16 protein-coding genes and 1 riboswitch are annotated in these 15,785 nt (G+C 67.3%); of the genes, 10 read left to right on the top strand and 6 right to left on the bottom strand.

Features of this window, described 5'->3' with window-relative positions:
* Positions 1-126: 126 nt before the first annotated feature.
* From TP2_RS18440 to cobU, 4 genes are all read right to left on the bottom strand, one after another.
* Entirely contained in the window at positions 127-282 is a 156-nt protein-coding gene (locus TP2_RS18440) for a hypothetical protein (RefSeq protein WP_157617046.1), read from the bottom strand.
* 98 nt (positions 283-380) lie between these two features.
* Complete coding sequence (gene cobS / locus TP2_RS05370; protein ID WP_038074535.1) at positions 381-1,148, bottom strand: adenosylcobinamide-GDP ribazoletransferase; 768 nt, start codon at positions 1,146-1,148, stop codon at positions 381-383.
* Positions 1,145-2,149: a nicotinate-nucleotide--dimethylbenzimidazole phosphoribosyltransferase gene (gene cobT / locus TP2_RS05365; protein ID WP_038074533.1), complete on the bottom strand. Its 1,005-nt coding sequence runs from the start codon at positions 2,147-2,149 to the stop codon at positions 1,145-1,147. Before cobT ends, cobS begins: the two co-directional genes overlap by 4 nt.
* A 3-nt stretch (positions 2,150-2,152) precedes the next feature.
* A complete protein-coding gene (cobU, locus tag TP2_RS05360) occupies positions 2,153-2,656 on the bottom strand; it encodes a bifunctional adenosylcobinamide kinase/adenosylcobinamide-phosphate guanylyltransferase (protein ID WP_038074531.1) in 504 nt (167 codons plus the stop codon).
* Positions 2,657-2,737: 81 nt separating this feature from the next.
* Here cobU and TP2_RS05355 point away from each other — a divergent pair, with 81 nt between their 5' ends.
* Genes TP2_RS05355 through bluB form a run of 5 tightly spaced genes read left to right on the top strand, consistent with a single transcriptional unit; the run spans position 2,738 to position 6,639 of the window.
* Positions 2,738-3,316 (top strand): histidine phosphatase family protein, encoded by a 579-nt coding sequence (locus TP2_RS05355; RefSeq protein WP_038074529.1) that lies wholly within the window; start codon positions 2,738-2,740, stop codon positions 3,314-3,316.
* Entirely contained in the window at positions 3,313-4,119 is an 807-nt protein-coding gene (locus TP2_RS05350) for a hypothetical protein (protein ID WP_038074527.1), read from the top strand. Before TP2_RS05355 ends, TP2_RS05350 begins: the two co-directional genes overlap by 4 nt.
* Positions 4,116-5,063 (top strand): adenosylcobinamide-phosphate synthase CbiB, encoded by a 948-nt coding sequence (gene cbiB, locus TP2_RS05345; RefSeq protein WP_038074524.1) that lies wholly within the window; start codon positions 4,116-4,118, stop codon positions 5,061-5,063. The genes TP2_RS05350 and cbiB overlap by 4 nt, the downstream gene beginning before the upstream one ends.
* Complete coding sequence (gene cobD / locus TP2_RS18610) at positions 5,064-6,029, top strand: threonine-phosphate decarboxylase CobD (protein WP_038074521.1); 966 nt, start codon at positions 5,064-5,066, stop codon at positions 6,027-6,029.
* The gene (bluB, locus tag TP2_RS18605) at positions 6,016-6,639 is read left to right on the top strand and encodes a 5,6-dimethylbenzimidazole synthase (protein ID WP_038074518.1); all 624 of its coding nucleotides are present in this window, start codon (positions 6,016-6,018) and stop codon (positions 6,637-6,639) included. Before cobD ends, bluB begins: the two co-directional genes overlap by 14 nt.
* Here the strand turns inward: bluB and TP2_RS05330 are convergent.
* Positions 6,636-8,081 (bottom strand): cobyric acid synthase, encoded by a 1,446-nt coding sequence (locus TP2_RS05330; RefSeq protein WP_038074556.1) that lies wholly within the window; start codon positions 8,079-8,081, stop codon positions 6,636-6,638. The genes bluB and TP2_RS05330 overlap by 4 nt on opposite strands.
* Positions 8,082-8,344: 263 nt before the next feature.
* Positions 8,345-8,971: a cob(I)yrinic acid a,c-diamide adenosyltransferase gene (cobO, locus tag TP2_RS05325; protein ID WP_038074553.1), complete on the bottom strand. Its 627-nt coding sequence runs from the start codon at positions 8,969-8,971 to the stop codon at positions 8,345-8,347.
* A 37-nt stretch (positions 8,972-9,008) separates the two neighbouring features.
* A riboswitch (cobalamin riboswitch) is annotated at positions 9,009-9,237 on the top strand.
* A gap of 106 nt (positions 9,238-9,343) precedes the next feature.
* Between cobO and TP2_RS05320 the strand changes: the two genes are divergently transcribed.
* The 5 genes from TP2_RS05320 to TP2_RS05300 are packed head-to-tail and all read left to right on the top strand — an operon-like array spanning position 9,344 to position 15,784.
* The gene (locus TP2_RS05320; RefSeq protein WP_038074551.1) at positions 9,344-9,712 is read left to right on the top strand and encodes a DUF1636 family protein; all 369 of its coding nucleotides are present in this window, start codon (positions 9,344-9,346) and stop codon (positions 9,710-9,712) included.
* A 3-nt stretch (positions 9,713-9,715) separates the two neighbouring features.
* A complete protein-coding gene (gene cobW, locus TP2_RS05315) occupies positions 9,716-10,771 on the top strand; it encodes a cobalamin biosynthesis protein CobW (RefSeq protein ID WP_038074515.1) in 1,056 nt (351 codons plus the stop codon).
* Positions 10,771-14,022: a cobaltochelatase subunit CobN gene (cobN, locus tag TP2_RS05310; protein ID WP_038074511.1), complete on the top strand. Its 3,252-nt coding sequence runs from the start codon at positions 10,771-10,773 to the stop codon at positions 14,020-14,022. The genes cobW and cobN overlap by 1 nt, the downstream gene beginning before the upstream one ends.
* Complete coding sequence (cobG, locus tag TP2_RS05305; protein ID WP_051692205.1) at positions 14,019-15,155, top strand: precorrin-3B synthase; 1,137 nt, start codon at positions 14,019-14,021, stop codon at positions 15,153-15,155. The genes cobN and cobG overlap by 4 nt, the downstream gene beginning before the upstream one ends.
* Positions 15,155-15,784, top strand: coding sequence for a precorrin-8X methylmutase (locus TP2_RS05300; RefSeq protein ID WP_038074508.1), 630 nt, complete (start codon positions 15,155-15,157; stop codon positions 15,782-15,784). The genes cobG and TP2_RS05300 overlap by 1 nt, the downstream gene beginning before the upstream one ends.
* Position 15,785 lies beyond the last annotated feature (1 nt).

Genomic DNA, 15,785 nt, shown 5'->3' with positions numbered 1-15,785 from the left:
CATTGGCGCTGACGTCAGACACCCTGAGCAAAGCCGGGAAACTCTGCCTAAGGGCGGTAGAGCTCTGGGGTGCGGATCACAACCCAAAGGGCTCCGGTTCCGGCTGGATGAAAGTTCAGTGGCGGGTCACGGCGTGGGGCCGCTGGTGATTGTAGAAGGTAATCCATCGGCCAACGCCGGCCTGCGCCTGCGAGCGGTCTCCGACCCGGTGCGCTCGCCCTTCACTGCTTCCAGCGCCGCGAGAGCCTCGAAGCTCGCATCATAGTTCCTGCGCTTCGACATGTTCTGATCTCCTCTTTCTGGGAGACCAGCAGACGTCAGATCGTAGCTTCCGTCACTGTCCGATTTTCGGGGAGGTGCTCAGAAAATCTGAAGCAGTGTTAGAAGACAAGTGCGGTGATGGTTGTAAGTCCCACAATTTCAATGAGTTGCTGTGTCGCGCCGAGAACGTCACCCGTCTGGCCTCCGAGCCGCGCCCTGGCGAGTCTGGACACAAGCCAGAGCGTCACGCCCGTCATGATGAACATCAAAGGCAGGACCAATGGACCCGCATAAACGGCGATACCTAGCAACGCGAGGATGGGGAAAAAAGTGGCAATGATCGCGGACTTTTTTCCGGCGTCGCGCGCATTGTGTCCGAGCCCGTCTGATCGAGCCGCCGGGATAGTTGCGAGGAGGATCGAGGCACCGGAACGGCTCGACATCGCGGTCGTCACCAGAGCCAGACACATGACCGTGGGATGGCCGGCAAGGGCTGCAAGGGCCTGCCAGCGCAGCCCTAGGCCCAGAATGAGTGCAATCGTGCCGTAGCTGCCGATCCGGCTGTCGCGCATGATCTCGAGGCGACGTTCGGGCGTGGTGCCGCCCCAGAGCCCGTCCGCGAAATCCGCGAGCCCATCCTCATGAAGCGCGCCGGTGGCGAGCACCTGTGCTGCGATACAAAATCCCGCGACAAGCGGCGCCGGGAGGTTCAGCGCGAGGCAGATCAGGCCGATTGCGGCGGCGATCAGGGCGACCGCGAGACCGGCCAGGGGAAACGCCCAGGCGGCCGCGCCGATACTCGGCACCGGGTCACGCAGGCGCGGCAGCGGAAGCCGCGTGAGCAACACGAGCGCTAGATGCGCCTCTCTCACGCGGCGCGCGATCATGCCCCGCTGACCCCGGCCTCGCCAAAGGTCGCCATCCCGTTATGGCACTCGAGGGCCGAACGGAGGATGCCCAGGGCGAGCGCGGCTCCCGAGCCCTCGCCCAGCCGCATGTCGAATTCGAGCACGGCCTTCTTGCCCATCGCGTCGAGCAGGCGCCGGTGACCCGGCTCGGGCGAGACATGCCCGACAAGGCAATGATCAAGCAGGCACGGATCGGCAGCGTATAGGGTGGCGGCCGCCGCGGTGCAGATGAAACCGTCGAGGATGACTGGGATCCGATGCGCCCGCGCGGCCAGGACCGCACCGCAAATCGCGGCCTGTTCACGCCCGCCGAGTGCTGCGAGCGTCGCCATCGCGGAGGCGCCGCCATGGCGCTTCAGCCCCGCTTCGATCGCGGTGATCTTGCGCTGGATTCCCTCGGCGTTCGAGCCGGTTCCGGGGCCGACCCAGTCTGCGGGCGTCGCGCCGAACAGCGCCGAGGTCAGCGCCGCCGCGATCGTCGAATTGCCGATTCCCATCTCGCCAAGGATCAGGACATCGGCCTCGGGATCGACGGCCGCGATGCCGCGATTGATCGCATCAAGCGTTTCGGCCTCGCTCATCGCGGGGCCTTGGGTGAAATCTGCGGTCGGGCGTTCGAGATCGAGCGCAACCACCGACAGATCCGCCCCGTTCGCGCGGCAAAGCTGGTTGATCGAGGCGCCGCCATGTTCGAAATTCATCACCATCTGGGCGGTGACTTCCTGCGGGTAGGGGTTCACGCCCCGCGCGCAGATGCCGTGATTGCCGGCAAAGATCACCGCCTGTGCCTTGCCGATGCGCGGTCGCGCCGTGCCGCGCCAGCCCGCCATGAAGATCGCCAGCTCCTCTAGGCGTCCCAGAGACCCGGGTGGCTTGGTCAGGCTGTCCTGACGCGCGCGCGCGGCGTTAGCCGCCTCGGTCTCGAAGGCGGGCAGGTGCTCGGCCAGCGATGCGATCTCGGAGAGGGAGAGAATTTCCATATGTCATTTCACCTTTAATGGCAGGCCCGCGACCGCCAGCGTCACCTCGTCGGCCGCTGCGGCGATCCGTTGATTCAAAAGCCCCGCCGCGTCGCGAAACGCCCGCGCGAGCCCGTTTTCCGGCACGATGCCCATGCCCACCTCGTTGCTCACGAACACCACCGGATGCACGAGAACGGGCAACAGGGCTAGCAATTCGCGCGTCTCGGCCTCCCAGTCGCGCTCGGCCAGAATGAGGTTGCTCAGCCAGAGCGTCAAGCAGTCCACCAGGCGCGGCGCGTCATCGGTCGCACGTAGCGTCGCGGCGAGTTCGAACGGGGCCTCATGCGTCTTCCAGACCTCCGTGCGCCGGGCGCGATGGATGGAAATGCGGGCTCTCATCTCATCGTCGAACGCCTGGGCCGTGGCGATATAATACGCGTGATTTCCAAGGCTTAGCGTGGCCGCTTCGGCCAGGGCGCTCTTGCCGGATCGCGCGCCGCCCGTGATCAGATGAATGCGTGCCATGGCTGGTTCGCGCTGTTGTCTCTTGTTCCCGGCGTGCAGACAAAGCAGAAAAGGCGCGGTTGCGAAAGGAGAAAAACCGCCATGCTGGAGATGGCGCCGACAGAGCTGATCTTGCTGCGCCACGCGCCGGCCGATCATGGCGGCGCCTTGGCCGGACGGCGGGATGTGGGGGCGCTTCTGCCAGATAAGGGCGCGCTCAGGGCGCTGCGCGACAGGCTTGGCACGGTGCGAGTCGTCGCGAGCCCGGCTCTGCGCTGCGTCCAGACGGCGCGCGCGCTCTGGCCTGATCGCGCATTCGCCACCGACGCCCGCCTGTGGGAGCAGGATTTCGGGGATTGGGAGGGCATCCCCTTTGGCCAATTGCCCGATCTTGGCGCGATGTCCGGCGCGGATCTGGCGCGCCACAGGCCGCCGGGGGGCGAGAGCTTTGCCGATCTTTGTGCCCGGGTGGCACCCGCCCTGCAGGAGATCGCGTGGCAAGGGGGGCAGGTCGCCGTCATGACCCATGCGGGCGTTGTGCGCGCGGCCCTGGCCCTGGCCCTCGGCCAAGAGGCTCCGGCGCTCTCCTTCCGCGTCGATCCGCTCTCGGTCACGCGGATCACCGCTCTCGCCGGTGAGGCCTGGTCGATCGGCTGCGTCAACGCGGGCGGGATCGGATGACCGGCCGCGTGACGCATATCTCCGTGCCGGGGCATTTCGGGGAATGGATACAGGGACGGATCGGAGCGCAAGGCCCCGTGGCGCTGATCACGCTGCCCGTCGCGGATCATGTCCGTCTCTGGCACGTCCCACAGCGCCGGGGCCTGCGCCTTCACGGCGTCGGGCTGAGGCCGGTGGAGGTGCGCCGGTTCCTGCGGTCGCTGGGGCTCGATCTGCGGGGTGTCGTGAGGATGCGCGCGCAAACGCCTCTCGGTCTTGGCACGGGCGTGTCGACTGCGCGGCTTGTCGGACTGGCCCGGCTTGCAGGCTGGCAGGGATCGCCCGAGGCGTTGGCCGCCGCCTGCATTGAGAGTGAGGGGGCCGCCGATCCGCTGGCCTTTCCGGCTCCCGAGCGCATGCTTTGGGCGTCACGCATCGGGCGGCCGTTGGAGCATTTTCCGCCGCTGCCACGATACGAGATCCTTGGCGGGTTCTGGGGTGGTCCGAGCTTCACCGATCCGCAGGATACGAATTTTGCCGACATCTCGGATCTTGTCGCGCAGTGGAGCCTAGCGTGCGGGCTTGAGGAATTCGCAGCCCTCGCCACGCAAAGCGCCCTGCGTTGCACCGATCGGCGCGGACCAAAGACGGACCCGACACCGCAGCTCGTCCGTGATCTCGGCGCGCTTGGCTGGTTGCGCGCCCATACCGGAGCGGCACGAGGTCTGATCTTTGCACCCGGCACCGTTCCCGACGACGCGGCAGGGCTGTTGCGCGCGGCGGACCTGCGCCAGCTGCGCCAGTTTCGCGGAGGAGAGCGATGAATTTTGCCGCGATGATGCTGGTTGCCATGGCGTTCGATCTCGCGTTTGGCTGGCCAAAAGCGCTGTTCGAGCGGATCGGTCACCCGGTGACCTGGCTCGGGGCCCTGATCGGCGTGCTCGAGGCCCGGCTGAGCCGGGAGGGCACGAACCGGCGCGCGCGTGGTGTCGTGACCGCGCTGTTCGTGACGGGCGTCGCTGCGGGGCTCGGGGCGGTTGCACAAGCGCTACTGCCCGCGGGCTGGCTGGGCATGGTCATCGGCGGTGCGCTCGCCTGGCCGCTGGTTGCGCTGCGCTCGATGCATGATCATGTGGCGCGGGTCGCGAAGCCGCTGATCTCGGGCGATCTGACCGGTGCGCGCCACGCCGTCGCGATGATCGTCGGACGTGATCCGGCGCAGCTCGATGAGGCCGGTGTCGCGCGCGCGGCGCTCGAGAGCCTGGCCGAGAACAGCTCGGACGGGATCGTCGCGCCACTTTTCTGGGGCGCCCTTCTCGGCCTTCCCGGCATCGCGGGTTACAAGGCGATCAACACGCTCGATTCGATGATCGGTCACCGCAATGCGCGCTATGAAGCCTTCGGCTGGGCCTCTGCGCGGATCGACGATGGGGTGAACCTGCTGCCCGCGCGGTTGACGGGGGCGCTGTTCGCGCTGGCGTCCGGCGCCCGGGCGAAGGCGGCGTTTCGGGTGATGCGCCGCGATGCCAGTGCGCATCGCTCGCCCAATGCGGGCTGGCCGGAAGCGGCGCTTGCCGGGGTGCTGGGGGTCCGGCTTTCCGGCCCGCGTATCTACGGGGATCGGATCGCGCAGGAGCCTTGGCTCAACGGCGCCGCGCCCGATCCGGGGCCGCGCGACCTCGCGCGGGGGCTTGCGCTCTACACCCGGGCCATGGGACTTGGAGCAGTGCTGCTTGGGCTTGTCGCCTGGGCGATCTGGAGGGGATGAATGCGCGATCACGGGGGAAATATCGACCGGGCGACGGCGCTCTGGGGCGGCGAGGATTGGATCGACCTTTCGACCGGGATCAACCGCCAGCCCTGGCCGGTGCCCGATCTGCCGCCCAACGTCTGGACCGATTTGCCGACGCAGGCCGCGAAATCGGCCCTCGTCGCCGCCGCGCAGGAGGCCTTCGCGACTCACGCGCCCGGCGTGGCGCTCGCCGGCGCGCAGCAGGCGATCCAGTTGATCCCGCGTCTCGTCCCGCCGGGCCGCGCCCGCATTCTCGCCCCGACCTATAACGAACACGCCGCCGCGCTGCGCAGCGCCGGGTGGCAGGTCGACGAGGTTTCCCGCCTTGCAGATCTAGCCGGGGCGGACCTGGCCATCGTGGTCAACCCCAACAACCCCGATGGCACCCACCATCCCGCACAGGCCTTGCGCGCGCTCGCGCCCGATGTTGGACGGCTGGTCGTCGATGAGAGCTTTGCCGATCCGGTGCCGGAACTGTCAGTGGCCGGGGCTGCCGGAGAGCGCTTGATCGTGCTGCGCTCCTTCGGGAAATTCTGGGGGCTGGCGGGGCTGCGGCTCGGCTTTGCCTTCGCCGATGCCGCGACCGTCACGCGGCTCTCCGAGATGGCGGGGCCCTGGCCCGTGGCCGGTCCCGCGCTCGAGATCGGCCGCCGGGCTTTGGCCGATCGCGACTGGCACGCGGCAACCGTTGCCCGCTTGAGCGCCGAGACCGCGCGTCTCGATGCGCTCGCCACCCACGCCGGATGGGAAGTGATCGGCGGCACCCATCTGTTCCGCAGCTACGCGACGCTCGATGCAATTGCCGCGCAAAACCGGCTTGCCCGCGCCCGGATCTGGAGCCGGATCTTCCCGTGGTCGCCGACCTGGCTGCGCCTCGGCCTGCCCGGCGCGGAACGGGAATGGGCGCGTCTCGAAGAGGTGTTGGGCGATGGAATTCGATGATCGCGCGCGCGAGACGCTCGCCGAAATTCTGTGCTGGCGGCGCGATACGCGCCATTTCCGGACCGACCCGGTGCCCGAGCCCGTTCTCGAGCGGCTGCGCGTGGCGATGGATCGCGCGCCCTCGGTGGGAAATGCGCGGCCCTGGCGGGTGATGCGAATCGAAAGCCCCGTGATCCGCGCCGAGCTGCGCGCGATCTTCGCGCGCTGCAACGCGCAGGCGGCACGCCAGTATGAAGGCGCCCGCGCGGCGCAATACGCTGAACTCAAGCTGCAGGGCCTGGAGGCCGCGCCGGTGCAGCTGGGGGTCTTCACCGAGATCGACCCAGAGGCGGGGCACCGCCTTGGCCGACTGACCATGCCCGAGACCCTGCGCCAGTCTACCGCGATGGCAATTCATACGCTCTGGCTGGCCGCGCGGGCCGAGAACCTCGGCCTGGGGATGGTGTCGATCCTCGATCCGAGGGCGGTGGAGCGGCTTATGGGCGTTCCCGAGGGTTTGGAATTTTCCGCGCTTTTATGCCTCGGCTATCCGGCGTTCACCGATGACAGGCCGCTTCTGCACCGTCTGGGCTGGCAGGAGGACGCGCCCACGCTCTGGCAGACGATCTAGCGCGCAAGCGCCAGCAACCCGTCCACGTCCAGATGCTCCTCCATGTGATCGGCCAGCGCGTCAAGGGTCGCCTCAACGCGCCCCGCATGGCTCTGCCCGCTCGCCGTGATCCCGAGCCCGCTCAGCCAGGTGGCGCGGAACGCGTCGGCCCCGAACAGCCCATGCAGGTAACTGCCCGTGACCCGGCCGCACCCCGAGATCGCGCCCTCTTCGATCCCGTCGATCCGTGCGAAAGGCCGTGCGCGGTCGGGGCCTTCGGTGCGTCCGATATGGATTTCGTAACCCTCGACCGAAAGCCCGGTGCCCATGTGCTCTGCTGTCACCCGTGTCAGCCGCTTGTCGGGCGACATCACCGTTTCCACATTCAGCAGCCCCAGCCCCTCGGTCACGCCGGGCGCACCTTCGATCCCTTCCGGATCTGCGACCGAGCGGCCGAGCATCTGATAGCCGCCGCAAATCCCCAGCACATGCCCGCCGCGCCGGTAATGCGCCACCAGGTCGATGTCCCAGCCCTGTTCGCGTAGGAATGCCAGATCGCCGCGCGTCGACTTCGTGCCGGGCAGGATCACCAGATGCGCATCGCCCGGGATCGTCTGGCCGGGGCCGACCATCACCAGATCGATTCCGGGTTCAGCCGCGAGAGGGTCGAGATCGTCGAAATTCGCGATCCGCGACAGAGCGAGGCACGCCACCTTGAGCCCGCTGCCTCGCGACGCGCGCGTGAGGTCGAGAGCATCTTCGGCAGGCAGCAGATGTGCCTGCGCGAACCAGGGCAGCACGCCGAAGCCGCGCCAGCCGGTCCGCGCCTCGATCATCGCGTAGCCATCTTCGAACAGGCTGACATCGCCCCGAAACTTGTTGATCAGGAAGCCTTCGATCATCGCCGCATCCTCGGGATCGATCACCGTCTGGGTGCCCACGATCTGCGCGATCACCCCGCCGCGATCGATGTCACCCGCCAGCACGACCGGGACGCTCGCCGCGCGTGCGAAACCCATATTTGCGATGTCACCCGCGCGCAAATTGACCTCGGCCGGAGACCCCGCGCCCTCGACGATCACCAGATCATGCGCCGCGCGCAGCCGCCCGAAGCTTTCGAGCACGGCGCCCATAAGCTTCGGCTTGATCGCGGCGTAATCGCGCGCCCGCGTCGTGGTCAGCCGGCGGCCCTGCACGATCACCTGCGCCCCGATATCGCTCTCTGGTTTCAGGAGGACGGGGTTCATGTCGACCACCGGCTCAAGGCCGCAAGCCAGCGCCTGCAAGGCCTGCGCCCGCCCGATCTCGCCACCATCGGCGGTGACGGCGGCATTGTTCGACATGTTCTGCGGCTTGAAGGGCGCGACACGCAGCCCGCGCCGCCGCGCCGCCCGGCACAGCCCCGCCACCAGAATCGACTTGCCGACATTCGACCCGGCGCCCTGAATCATCAGTGCTGTCATCGCGAAGCCCCGACCGTGCATTTGCGAGGCGTTCGGGAGCCTCCGGCGAAGGTATTTCCGGGCAAGATGAAAGGGGAGGAGGGGCGCCGCACCACAGCCCGATCATCCGGGGGCGGCGCGACGCTTTCACCTTGCGCGGTCATCGGGACCTTTCCCTGTACCGCACGGCCAGATTTGCAGAGCGAGGTTAACAATCCCTTACCTTTCATCTTGCTTCAAATACCTGAAACCGACCGTAGCATCGGGAAGGCTGCGCGGATGGCTCAGAATTCCACCCCCGCCTGACCCTTGATGCCCGAGCGGAACGGGTGCTTGACCAGCGTCATCTCGGTCACCAGATCGGCCGCCTCGATCAGCGCCTCGGCGGCGTTGCGCCCGGTCAGCACGACATGTGTCATCGCGGGTTTCTCCTCGCGCAGGAAATCCAGCACCTCGTCGAGGTCGAGATAGTCGTAGCGCAGCGCGATATTGATCTCGTCGAGCAGGACCATCCGAATCTCGGGGTCGCGGATCAGTTCCTTGGCCTTCTCCCATCCCGCGCGGGCCGCTGCGATGTCACGCTCGCGGTCCTGCGTCTCCCAGGTGAAGCCCTCGCCCATTGCGTGAAATTGACACAGGTCGCCGAAATTTTCCGTCAGCAGGCGGCGCTCGCCGGTATCCCAGGCGCCCTTGATGAACTGCACGACCGCGCAGGGCATTCCGTGTGCGATGCAGCGCAGAATCATCCCGAAACCCGAGGAGGACTTGCCCTTGCCCGGTCCGGTATGGACGATTATCAGCCCTTTTTCGCCTGATTTTCCCGCCATGATCTTGTCGCGCGCGGCTTTTTTCTTGGCCATTTTCGCGCTGTGGCGGGCCAGCGTTTCCGGGCTGTCGGTTTCGATGCTCATCGGGCGCTCCATCGCTTGACAAAAGGGGGGCGCTCGCCCAATCAGGGGATGCGCTGGTTCCTGTCATTACGGCAGGCGAAGAGGGAATGCGACAGGTTTGCGATCCGAAATCGGATCGGATCTGAGCGCAGCCGCCCCCGCGACCGTGACCGGAGAGGTCGCCTCAAGCCACTGGCCCCATGGCCGGGAAGGAGAGGAGACCGCCGGGCCCTGACAAGGGCCCGGGATCCGCAAGCCGGGAGACCTGCCAGCGTTGATGATTACGGGCGAACGGGGTGTTTCGCGACCGGGTGGACAATGCCGGTCGCTTTGCATGACCCCATGTCCCTCTGGCTCGATCCCCTGCCGCCGAAAGCGAAAGGGATGGGCGCGATGCCAACGATCTTGACGGTTTGCACGACCTGCAAGCGCACGGATGCCGATCAGGCTGACGAGACGCGGCCGGGCACGCATCTGCTGCGCGCGTTGCGCGATCAGGGCGTGCCCGATGGCGTTGAGATCCGCGAGGTCGAATGTCTCTCAGCCTGTTCCAATGGCTGCGCGGTCGCGCTCTCCGAGCCCGGAAAATGGTCCTATGTCTATGGCCGGATGAGTTCCGAGAATGCCGCGGACATCCTCGCGGGCGCTGCCGCCTATGCCGCGACCGATGACGGATTGGTGCCTTGGCGCGAACGCCCGGTGATCTTCCGCAAGCAGAGCCTTGCGCGCATTCCCCCCTTTCCCGAACCCGAGCAGGAGTAACCCATGTCCGATCTGACCAAGATCCCCGTCACCGTGATCACCGGCTTTCTCGGCGCGGGCAAAACCACGCTGATCCGTCACCTGATGGCCAATTCGGGCGGGCGCAAGCTGGCCGTGCTGGTCAACGAGTTCGGGACCGTGGGCGTCGATGGCGAGATCCTGCGCCAATGCGCGGACGAGAGCTGCCCCGACGAGAACATCGTCGAGCTCGCCAATGGCTGCATCTGCTGCACCGTCGCCGACGAGTTCATCCCTACGATCGAGGCGTTGATGGCGCGTGCGCAAAAGCCCGATCACATCCTGATCGAGACCTCGGGCCTTGCGCTGCCGAAGCCGCTTCTCAAGGCGTTCGACTGGCCCGCGATCCGCTCTAAGATCACGGTGGACGGGGTGATAACTCTGGCCGATGCCGAGGCCGTCGCTGCGGGTCGTTTCGCCCCGGACGTGGCCGCGGTGGATGCGCAGCGTCAGGCCGATGACAGCCTCGATCACGAGACGCCGCTTTCGGAAGTGTTCGAAGACCAGATCGCCTGCGCCGATCTTGTGCTTCTGTCCAAGGCCGATCTCGCGGGTGAGGAAGGTCTTGCTGCCGCGCGTGCGTTGATTGAGGCCGAAGCGTCGCGCAAGCTGCCGATCCTGCCGCTGACCGAAGGGGTGATCGACGCGAAGGTGGTTCTCGGGCTCGAGGCCGCCGCCGAGGATGATCTGGCAGCCCGCCCGAGCCACCATGACGGGGCCGATGATCACGAACACGACGATTTCGACACGGTGGTGATCGAGCTGCCGGAAATCGAAGATCCCGCACTTCTCGTAGCCTCGATCGAGCGTCTGGCACGCGAGCAGCGGATCTTGCGCGTCAAGGGCCACATCGCGGTGACGGGCAAGCCGATGCGCCTTCTGGTGCAGGCCGTAGGCGAGCGGGTGCGCCATCAGTTCGATCGTCCCTGGGGCGCCGATCCGCGTCGTTCTGCTCTGGTGGTGATCGCCGAGCATGACGATGTGGATGAGGCCGCGATCCGCGCCGTTCTTTTGGGCGCCTGCGAAGGTGCCTCCGCCTGATGCACGTCACCTTCCGCGAACGTCACGACCTTGAGGAAACCGAGGTGCCGACGGATCTGGGGCAACGGCCCGCGGATTTGGTGGTGCTGTCGTTTTCCGATAGCGACCTCGGGGCTTTCGCGGCGGGCTGGCGACGCGCTCAGGGCGGGCTGCCCTCGCTGCGGCTGGCCAATCTTGTCAATCTTCGCCACCCGGTCTCGGTCGATACCTATGTCGAGACCACGCTATGCGGCGCGAAGGGCATTCTGGTGCGGCTGATCGGGGGCGAGGCCTATTGGCCTTATGGGCTCGCGAGCCTTCAGGATCTCGCGCGTCGTCGGGGGATCGCGCTTGCGGTGCTGCCCGCCGATGGGCGCGAGGATGCACGCCTCGATCAGCTCTCGACGCTTCCGGTCTCGACCCTGCGGCGGTTGAAGGAACTTTGCGATGCCGGGGGCGCAATCGCGTCTCAGGCGGCGCTGGCGCAGTTGGCGCTGGCCTCGGGGCTCTATGCGGGGCCGGTTCCGGGCGACAAGCGGCTGCCGGAGGAGGGGTTTTACTGTCCTGATCTGGGGCCGGTCACGGCACCGGTTCTGGCGGTGGAGTGCGACAAGCCGCTCGCGCTTGTCAGCTTTTACCGCTCCTACGTGACCGCCGCTGACACTGCCCCAGTGGATGCGCTGATCGCGGGGCTTCGGGCGCGTGGCTTTGCAGCCTACGGGGTCTATGCGTCCTCGCTCAAGGCGCCGGGATTTGCGGATTGGCTGGCCGGGTCGCTCGGCTCACACGCCCCGTCGTTGGTCGTCAACGCGACGGCCTTCTCGGCACAGTCTCCCGGCGGGGAGACCCCGTTCGACCGTTACGGCTGTTTGGTCTTTCAGGTCTCGCTCTCCTCCGCGCAACGCAAGGACTGGGCGAAGGCGGAGCGCGGTCTGTCGCCTGCTGATCTGGCAATGCATGTCGTTCTGCCCGAGGTGGACGGGCGGCTTCATGCGGGGGTGATCTCGTTCAAGACCCCCGAGCCACGTGATCCCGACCTCGAATATTCCCGCTTTTCGCATCGCGTCGATCCCGAGCGGATCGAGGCCGCGCTCAACCGGATCTGCGGCTGGCATCGGCTGGCCCGAACCCCGGCCGCAGAGCGCCGGCTGGCGGTTGTGCTTTCGACCTATCCGGGCCGGGCCTGGCAGATGGCGCATGCGGTGGGCCTCGATGCGCTGGCCTCGACCGAGGCGCTGCTGGACCAACTGTGCGATGAGGGCTACGCGGTCGCGGATGGTGACGGCCCGCAGGCGCTGGAAACAGCGCGCATCGAATGGCCGCTTGCCCAGTATCGCGCCGCGTTGGCAACCCTGCCGCCGGGGCTGCAACGCGAGCTCGCGGCCGTCTGGGGCCCGCCCGAAGATGACCCCGCCTGTGCCGGTGGCGCGTTCCAGTTTGCTGCGCTTAATCGCGGCAACGTCACTCTCACACTGCAACCCGAACGCGGGGCGCCCGAGACGCGCGACGACGAATATCACGACCTGAGCCGCACCCCGCGCCATGGCTATGTCGCCTTCTATCTGTGGCTTCGCACACAGGGGATTCATGCGCTCGTTCACATGGGGGCGCATGGCACGCTGGAATGGCTGCCGGGCAAGGCGGTGGCGCTGTCGGCGACGTGCTGGCCCGAGGCGCTGCTGGGCGCGGCGCCGGTGATCTACCCGTTCATCGTCAACGATCCGGGGGAGGCCGCGCAGGCCAAGCGCCGGGTCGGTGCAGTTACCCTTGGGCATCTGCCTCCGCCGATGCGCGCGGCTCAGGTGCCTACCGGGATGCTGCATCTGGAGCGGCTGCTGGACGAATATTCCACCGCCGATGGGCTGGATCCCGCGCGGCGTGACCGCTTGATCGCGGATATTCAGGACGAGGCCTGGGCGAGTGGCGTGTCGGAGGATCTGGGCATCCCGCGCGATGCCAGTGCGGCGGAGGCGATCACCCGGATTGACCGCTTCGTCTGCGACATCAAGGAGAGCCAGTTCGGCGATGGGCTGCATGTCTTGGGGCAGGGGCGTTGCGGCACGCAGGAGCGCGCTGGGCTGAGTGCGGCTTTGTCGGGCCGCCGCGTTGCACCGGGGCCATCCGGCAGTCCGGCGCGCGGGCGCTCGGACTTGCTGCCCACAGGGCGCAACCTGTTCTCGGTCGATCCACGTGCAGTGCCGTCCCGCGCGGCTCATGCGCAGGGCGTGAAACTGGCCGAGGAACTGCTGCGCAAGCATCTTCAGGATCACGGTGACTGGCCGAAGGGGCTGGTCGTCGATCTCTGGGGGTCGGCCACGATGCGCACGGCGGGCGAGGAATTCGCGATGGCGCTGCATCTCGCGGGACTCAAGCCCGTCTGGGATGAGAACGCCGCACGCGTGTCGGGGGTAGAGGTGATCCCGCTCGCGGTTCTGAACCGGCCGCGGATCGACGTGACGCTGCGGGTCTCCGGGCTGTTTCGCGATATCTTTCCCGGGCTTGCGCAGCTGTTCGAGACCGGGGCAGAGGCGCTGGCCTTGCGCGAAGAAGACCCCGCCGACAATCCTTACCTGATCCGGATCGCGCGGGTCTTCGCGCCGTGCCCCGGCCAATACGGTCTGGGTATGGGAGAGGCGCTCGACCAGTTCACGCCAGAGGCCCGCGCCGCCGCCGGGGAGGCGTGGCTCGCGGCATCGTCCTACAGCATCTCGCGCAGTGGTGAGGTTCAGGCGGACCGGGGCGCGCTCGAGGCGCGGCTGCGCTCTGCGGACAGTTTCGTGCATGCGCAGGACCTGCCCGAAAGCGACGTGTTGCTCGCATCCGATTACGCCGCGCATGAGGCGGGCTTTGCCGCGGCGCTTGCGCGGCTCGGCGCACCGCAAGCAGCACTTTATCATCTGGATGCGACGCAGCCCGATCGCCCGCGCGCGCGCTCCCTGACCGAAGAGATTGCTCGCACCGTGCGCGCGCGTGCCACCGATCCGGCCTGGGCCGAAGGCATGATGCGGCATGGCTTCCGGGGCGGGGCGGAGATCGCGGCGACGCTCGATCATCTTGCTGCCTTTGCGCATCTGGCGCAGGTCGTGCCGGCCCATCTCTTCGACCTCTACCACGCGGCGACACTCGGCCGCCCCGAGGTTGTTGCCTTTCTCGAAGATGCAAATCCGCAAGCACTCGAAGGGATGCGCGACCTCTTCGCGCGTCTGGTCGAAGCGGGCCTGTGGCAAACACGGCGCAATTCCATTGCCGCGCAGATGGAGGGCAGGGCATGAGCTATAAGGTGCAGGGCTGGTGCCCGGGCGCATTGCGTCCGATGGTCTCGGGCGATGGGTTGGTTGTGCGGGTGCGCCCGGAGTCCGGGCGGCTGGCGCAGGCGCAGGCGGCCGGGATCGCGCGGGCCGCGCAGGCGCATGGTAACGGGCTGATCGACCTGTCGGGGCGCGCGAATGTGCAATTGCGCGGTGTCACGCCCGCGACCCATCCGGCGATGATCGCGGATCTGACCGCGCTTCGGCTGATCGACGCGGATATTGCGACGGAAACCCGGCGTAACATCATCGTGACCCCTTTCGCCGATGCCGCGACCTATGCGCTGGCGGAGAGCTTGCAACGCGCACTGGCTAGGGCGCCGGAACTGCCCGGCAAGTTCGGCTTCCTTCTCGATTGTGGAGCCGCACCGGTCATGGCCGATACGCAGGCCGATATCCGTATCGAGCGCGCGCCGGACGGGCGGCTCTTGCTACGTTGCGCGGGCTGTGATCTCGGCGCGCCTGTGACCGAAGAGAACGCGGCTCAGGCCGCGATCGCGCTGGCGCAGTGGTTCGTTCGCGCGGGCGGTGTGGTCGATGGCCGGGGCCGGATGGCGCGGTTGATCGCGACCGGGGCAAGACCGGATGGAGAGCTGACACCGCAGCGCGCGCCGGCGACCAGCCTACCGCGTCCGGAGCCCGGGATCACGCCGCAAGGCGCATTGGTCGGGTTTGAATTTGGTCAGATGCAGGCGGATACGCTTGCCGCGCTTGCCGCACTTGGTCCGATCCGCGTCACGCCGTGGCGGATGCTGCTGATCGAGGGGCTGTCCCGGATGCCTGACCTGCCCGGGCTCATTACAAAGGGGAACGATCCGTGCCTTCGGGTCTTCGCTTGCACCGGGGCACCGGGCTGCCTGCAAGCGCTGCGTCCGACGCGCGATCTTGCCCGTGCCCTCGCCCCACGTCTCGCACCGGGCCGGACGCTGCATGTCTCGGGCTGTGCCAAGGGCTGCGCTTGGCCCGCGAGCGCCGATCTGACCCTTGTCGCCACGCCCGAAGGCTTCGACCTCGTCCACGCCGGGTGCGCCTCCGACGCGCCCGCACATCGACATATTTTGCCAACCGCCCTCACCGATCGACCGGAGTTTTCCTGATGCGTTACACCTATGAGATGGACGGCGCGAAAATCTACGAACAGTCCTTCGCCACGATCCGCAGAGAGGCCGATCTCGCCCGCTTCACCCCCGAGGAAGAGGTTGTCGCGGTGCGGATGATCCATGCGGCGGGGCTGGTGGGTCTGGAGCGTGACATCCGCTTCACCCCCGGAATGGCCATTGCCGCGCGGGATGCGCTGGAGGCGGGCGCGCCCGTCCTGTGCGATGCACGGATGGTCTCCGAAGGGATCACGCGCGCACGACTGCCTGCCGACAACGCGGTGATCTGCACCTTGCACGACCCTTCGGTGCCGGGTCTGGCCCGCGAGATGGGCAACACGCGCTCGGCGGCGGCGCTCGAACTGTGGCGCCCGCATCTCGACGGCGCGGTGGTTGCCATCGGCAATGCGCCGACAGCGCTCTTTCACCTGCTCAACATGCTCGAAGATCCGGCCTGTCCGCGCCCGGCCGCGATCATCGGCTGTCCGGTGGGTTTCATCGGCGCAACGGAGTCGAAAGACGCGCTGATGCAGGCGGCCCCGGTGCCCTCGATGATCGTGCAGGGGCGGCTGGGCGGATCGGCAATCACCGTGGCGGCGGTCAACGCGCTCGCCTCGCGCAAGGAGTAAG

The organism is Thioclava pacifica DSM 10166 (assembly GCF_000714535.1).
GTDB lineage: Bacteria > Pseudomonadota > Alphaproteobacteria > Rhodobacterales > Rhodobacteraceae > Thioclava > Thioclava pacifica.
This window is presented reverse-complemented; position numbering and strand designations above follow the sequence as displayed.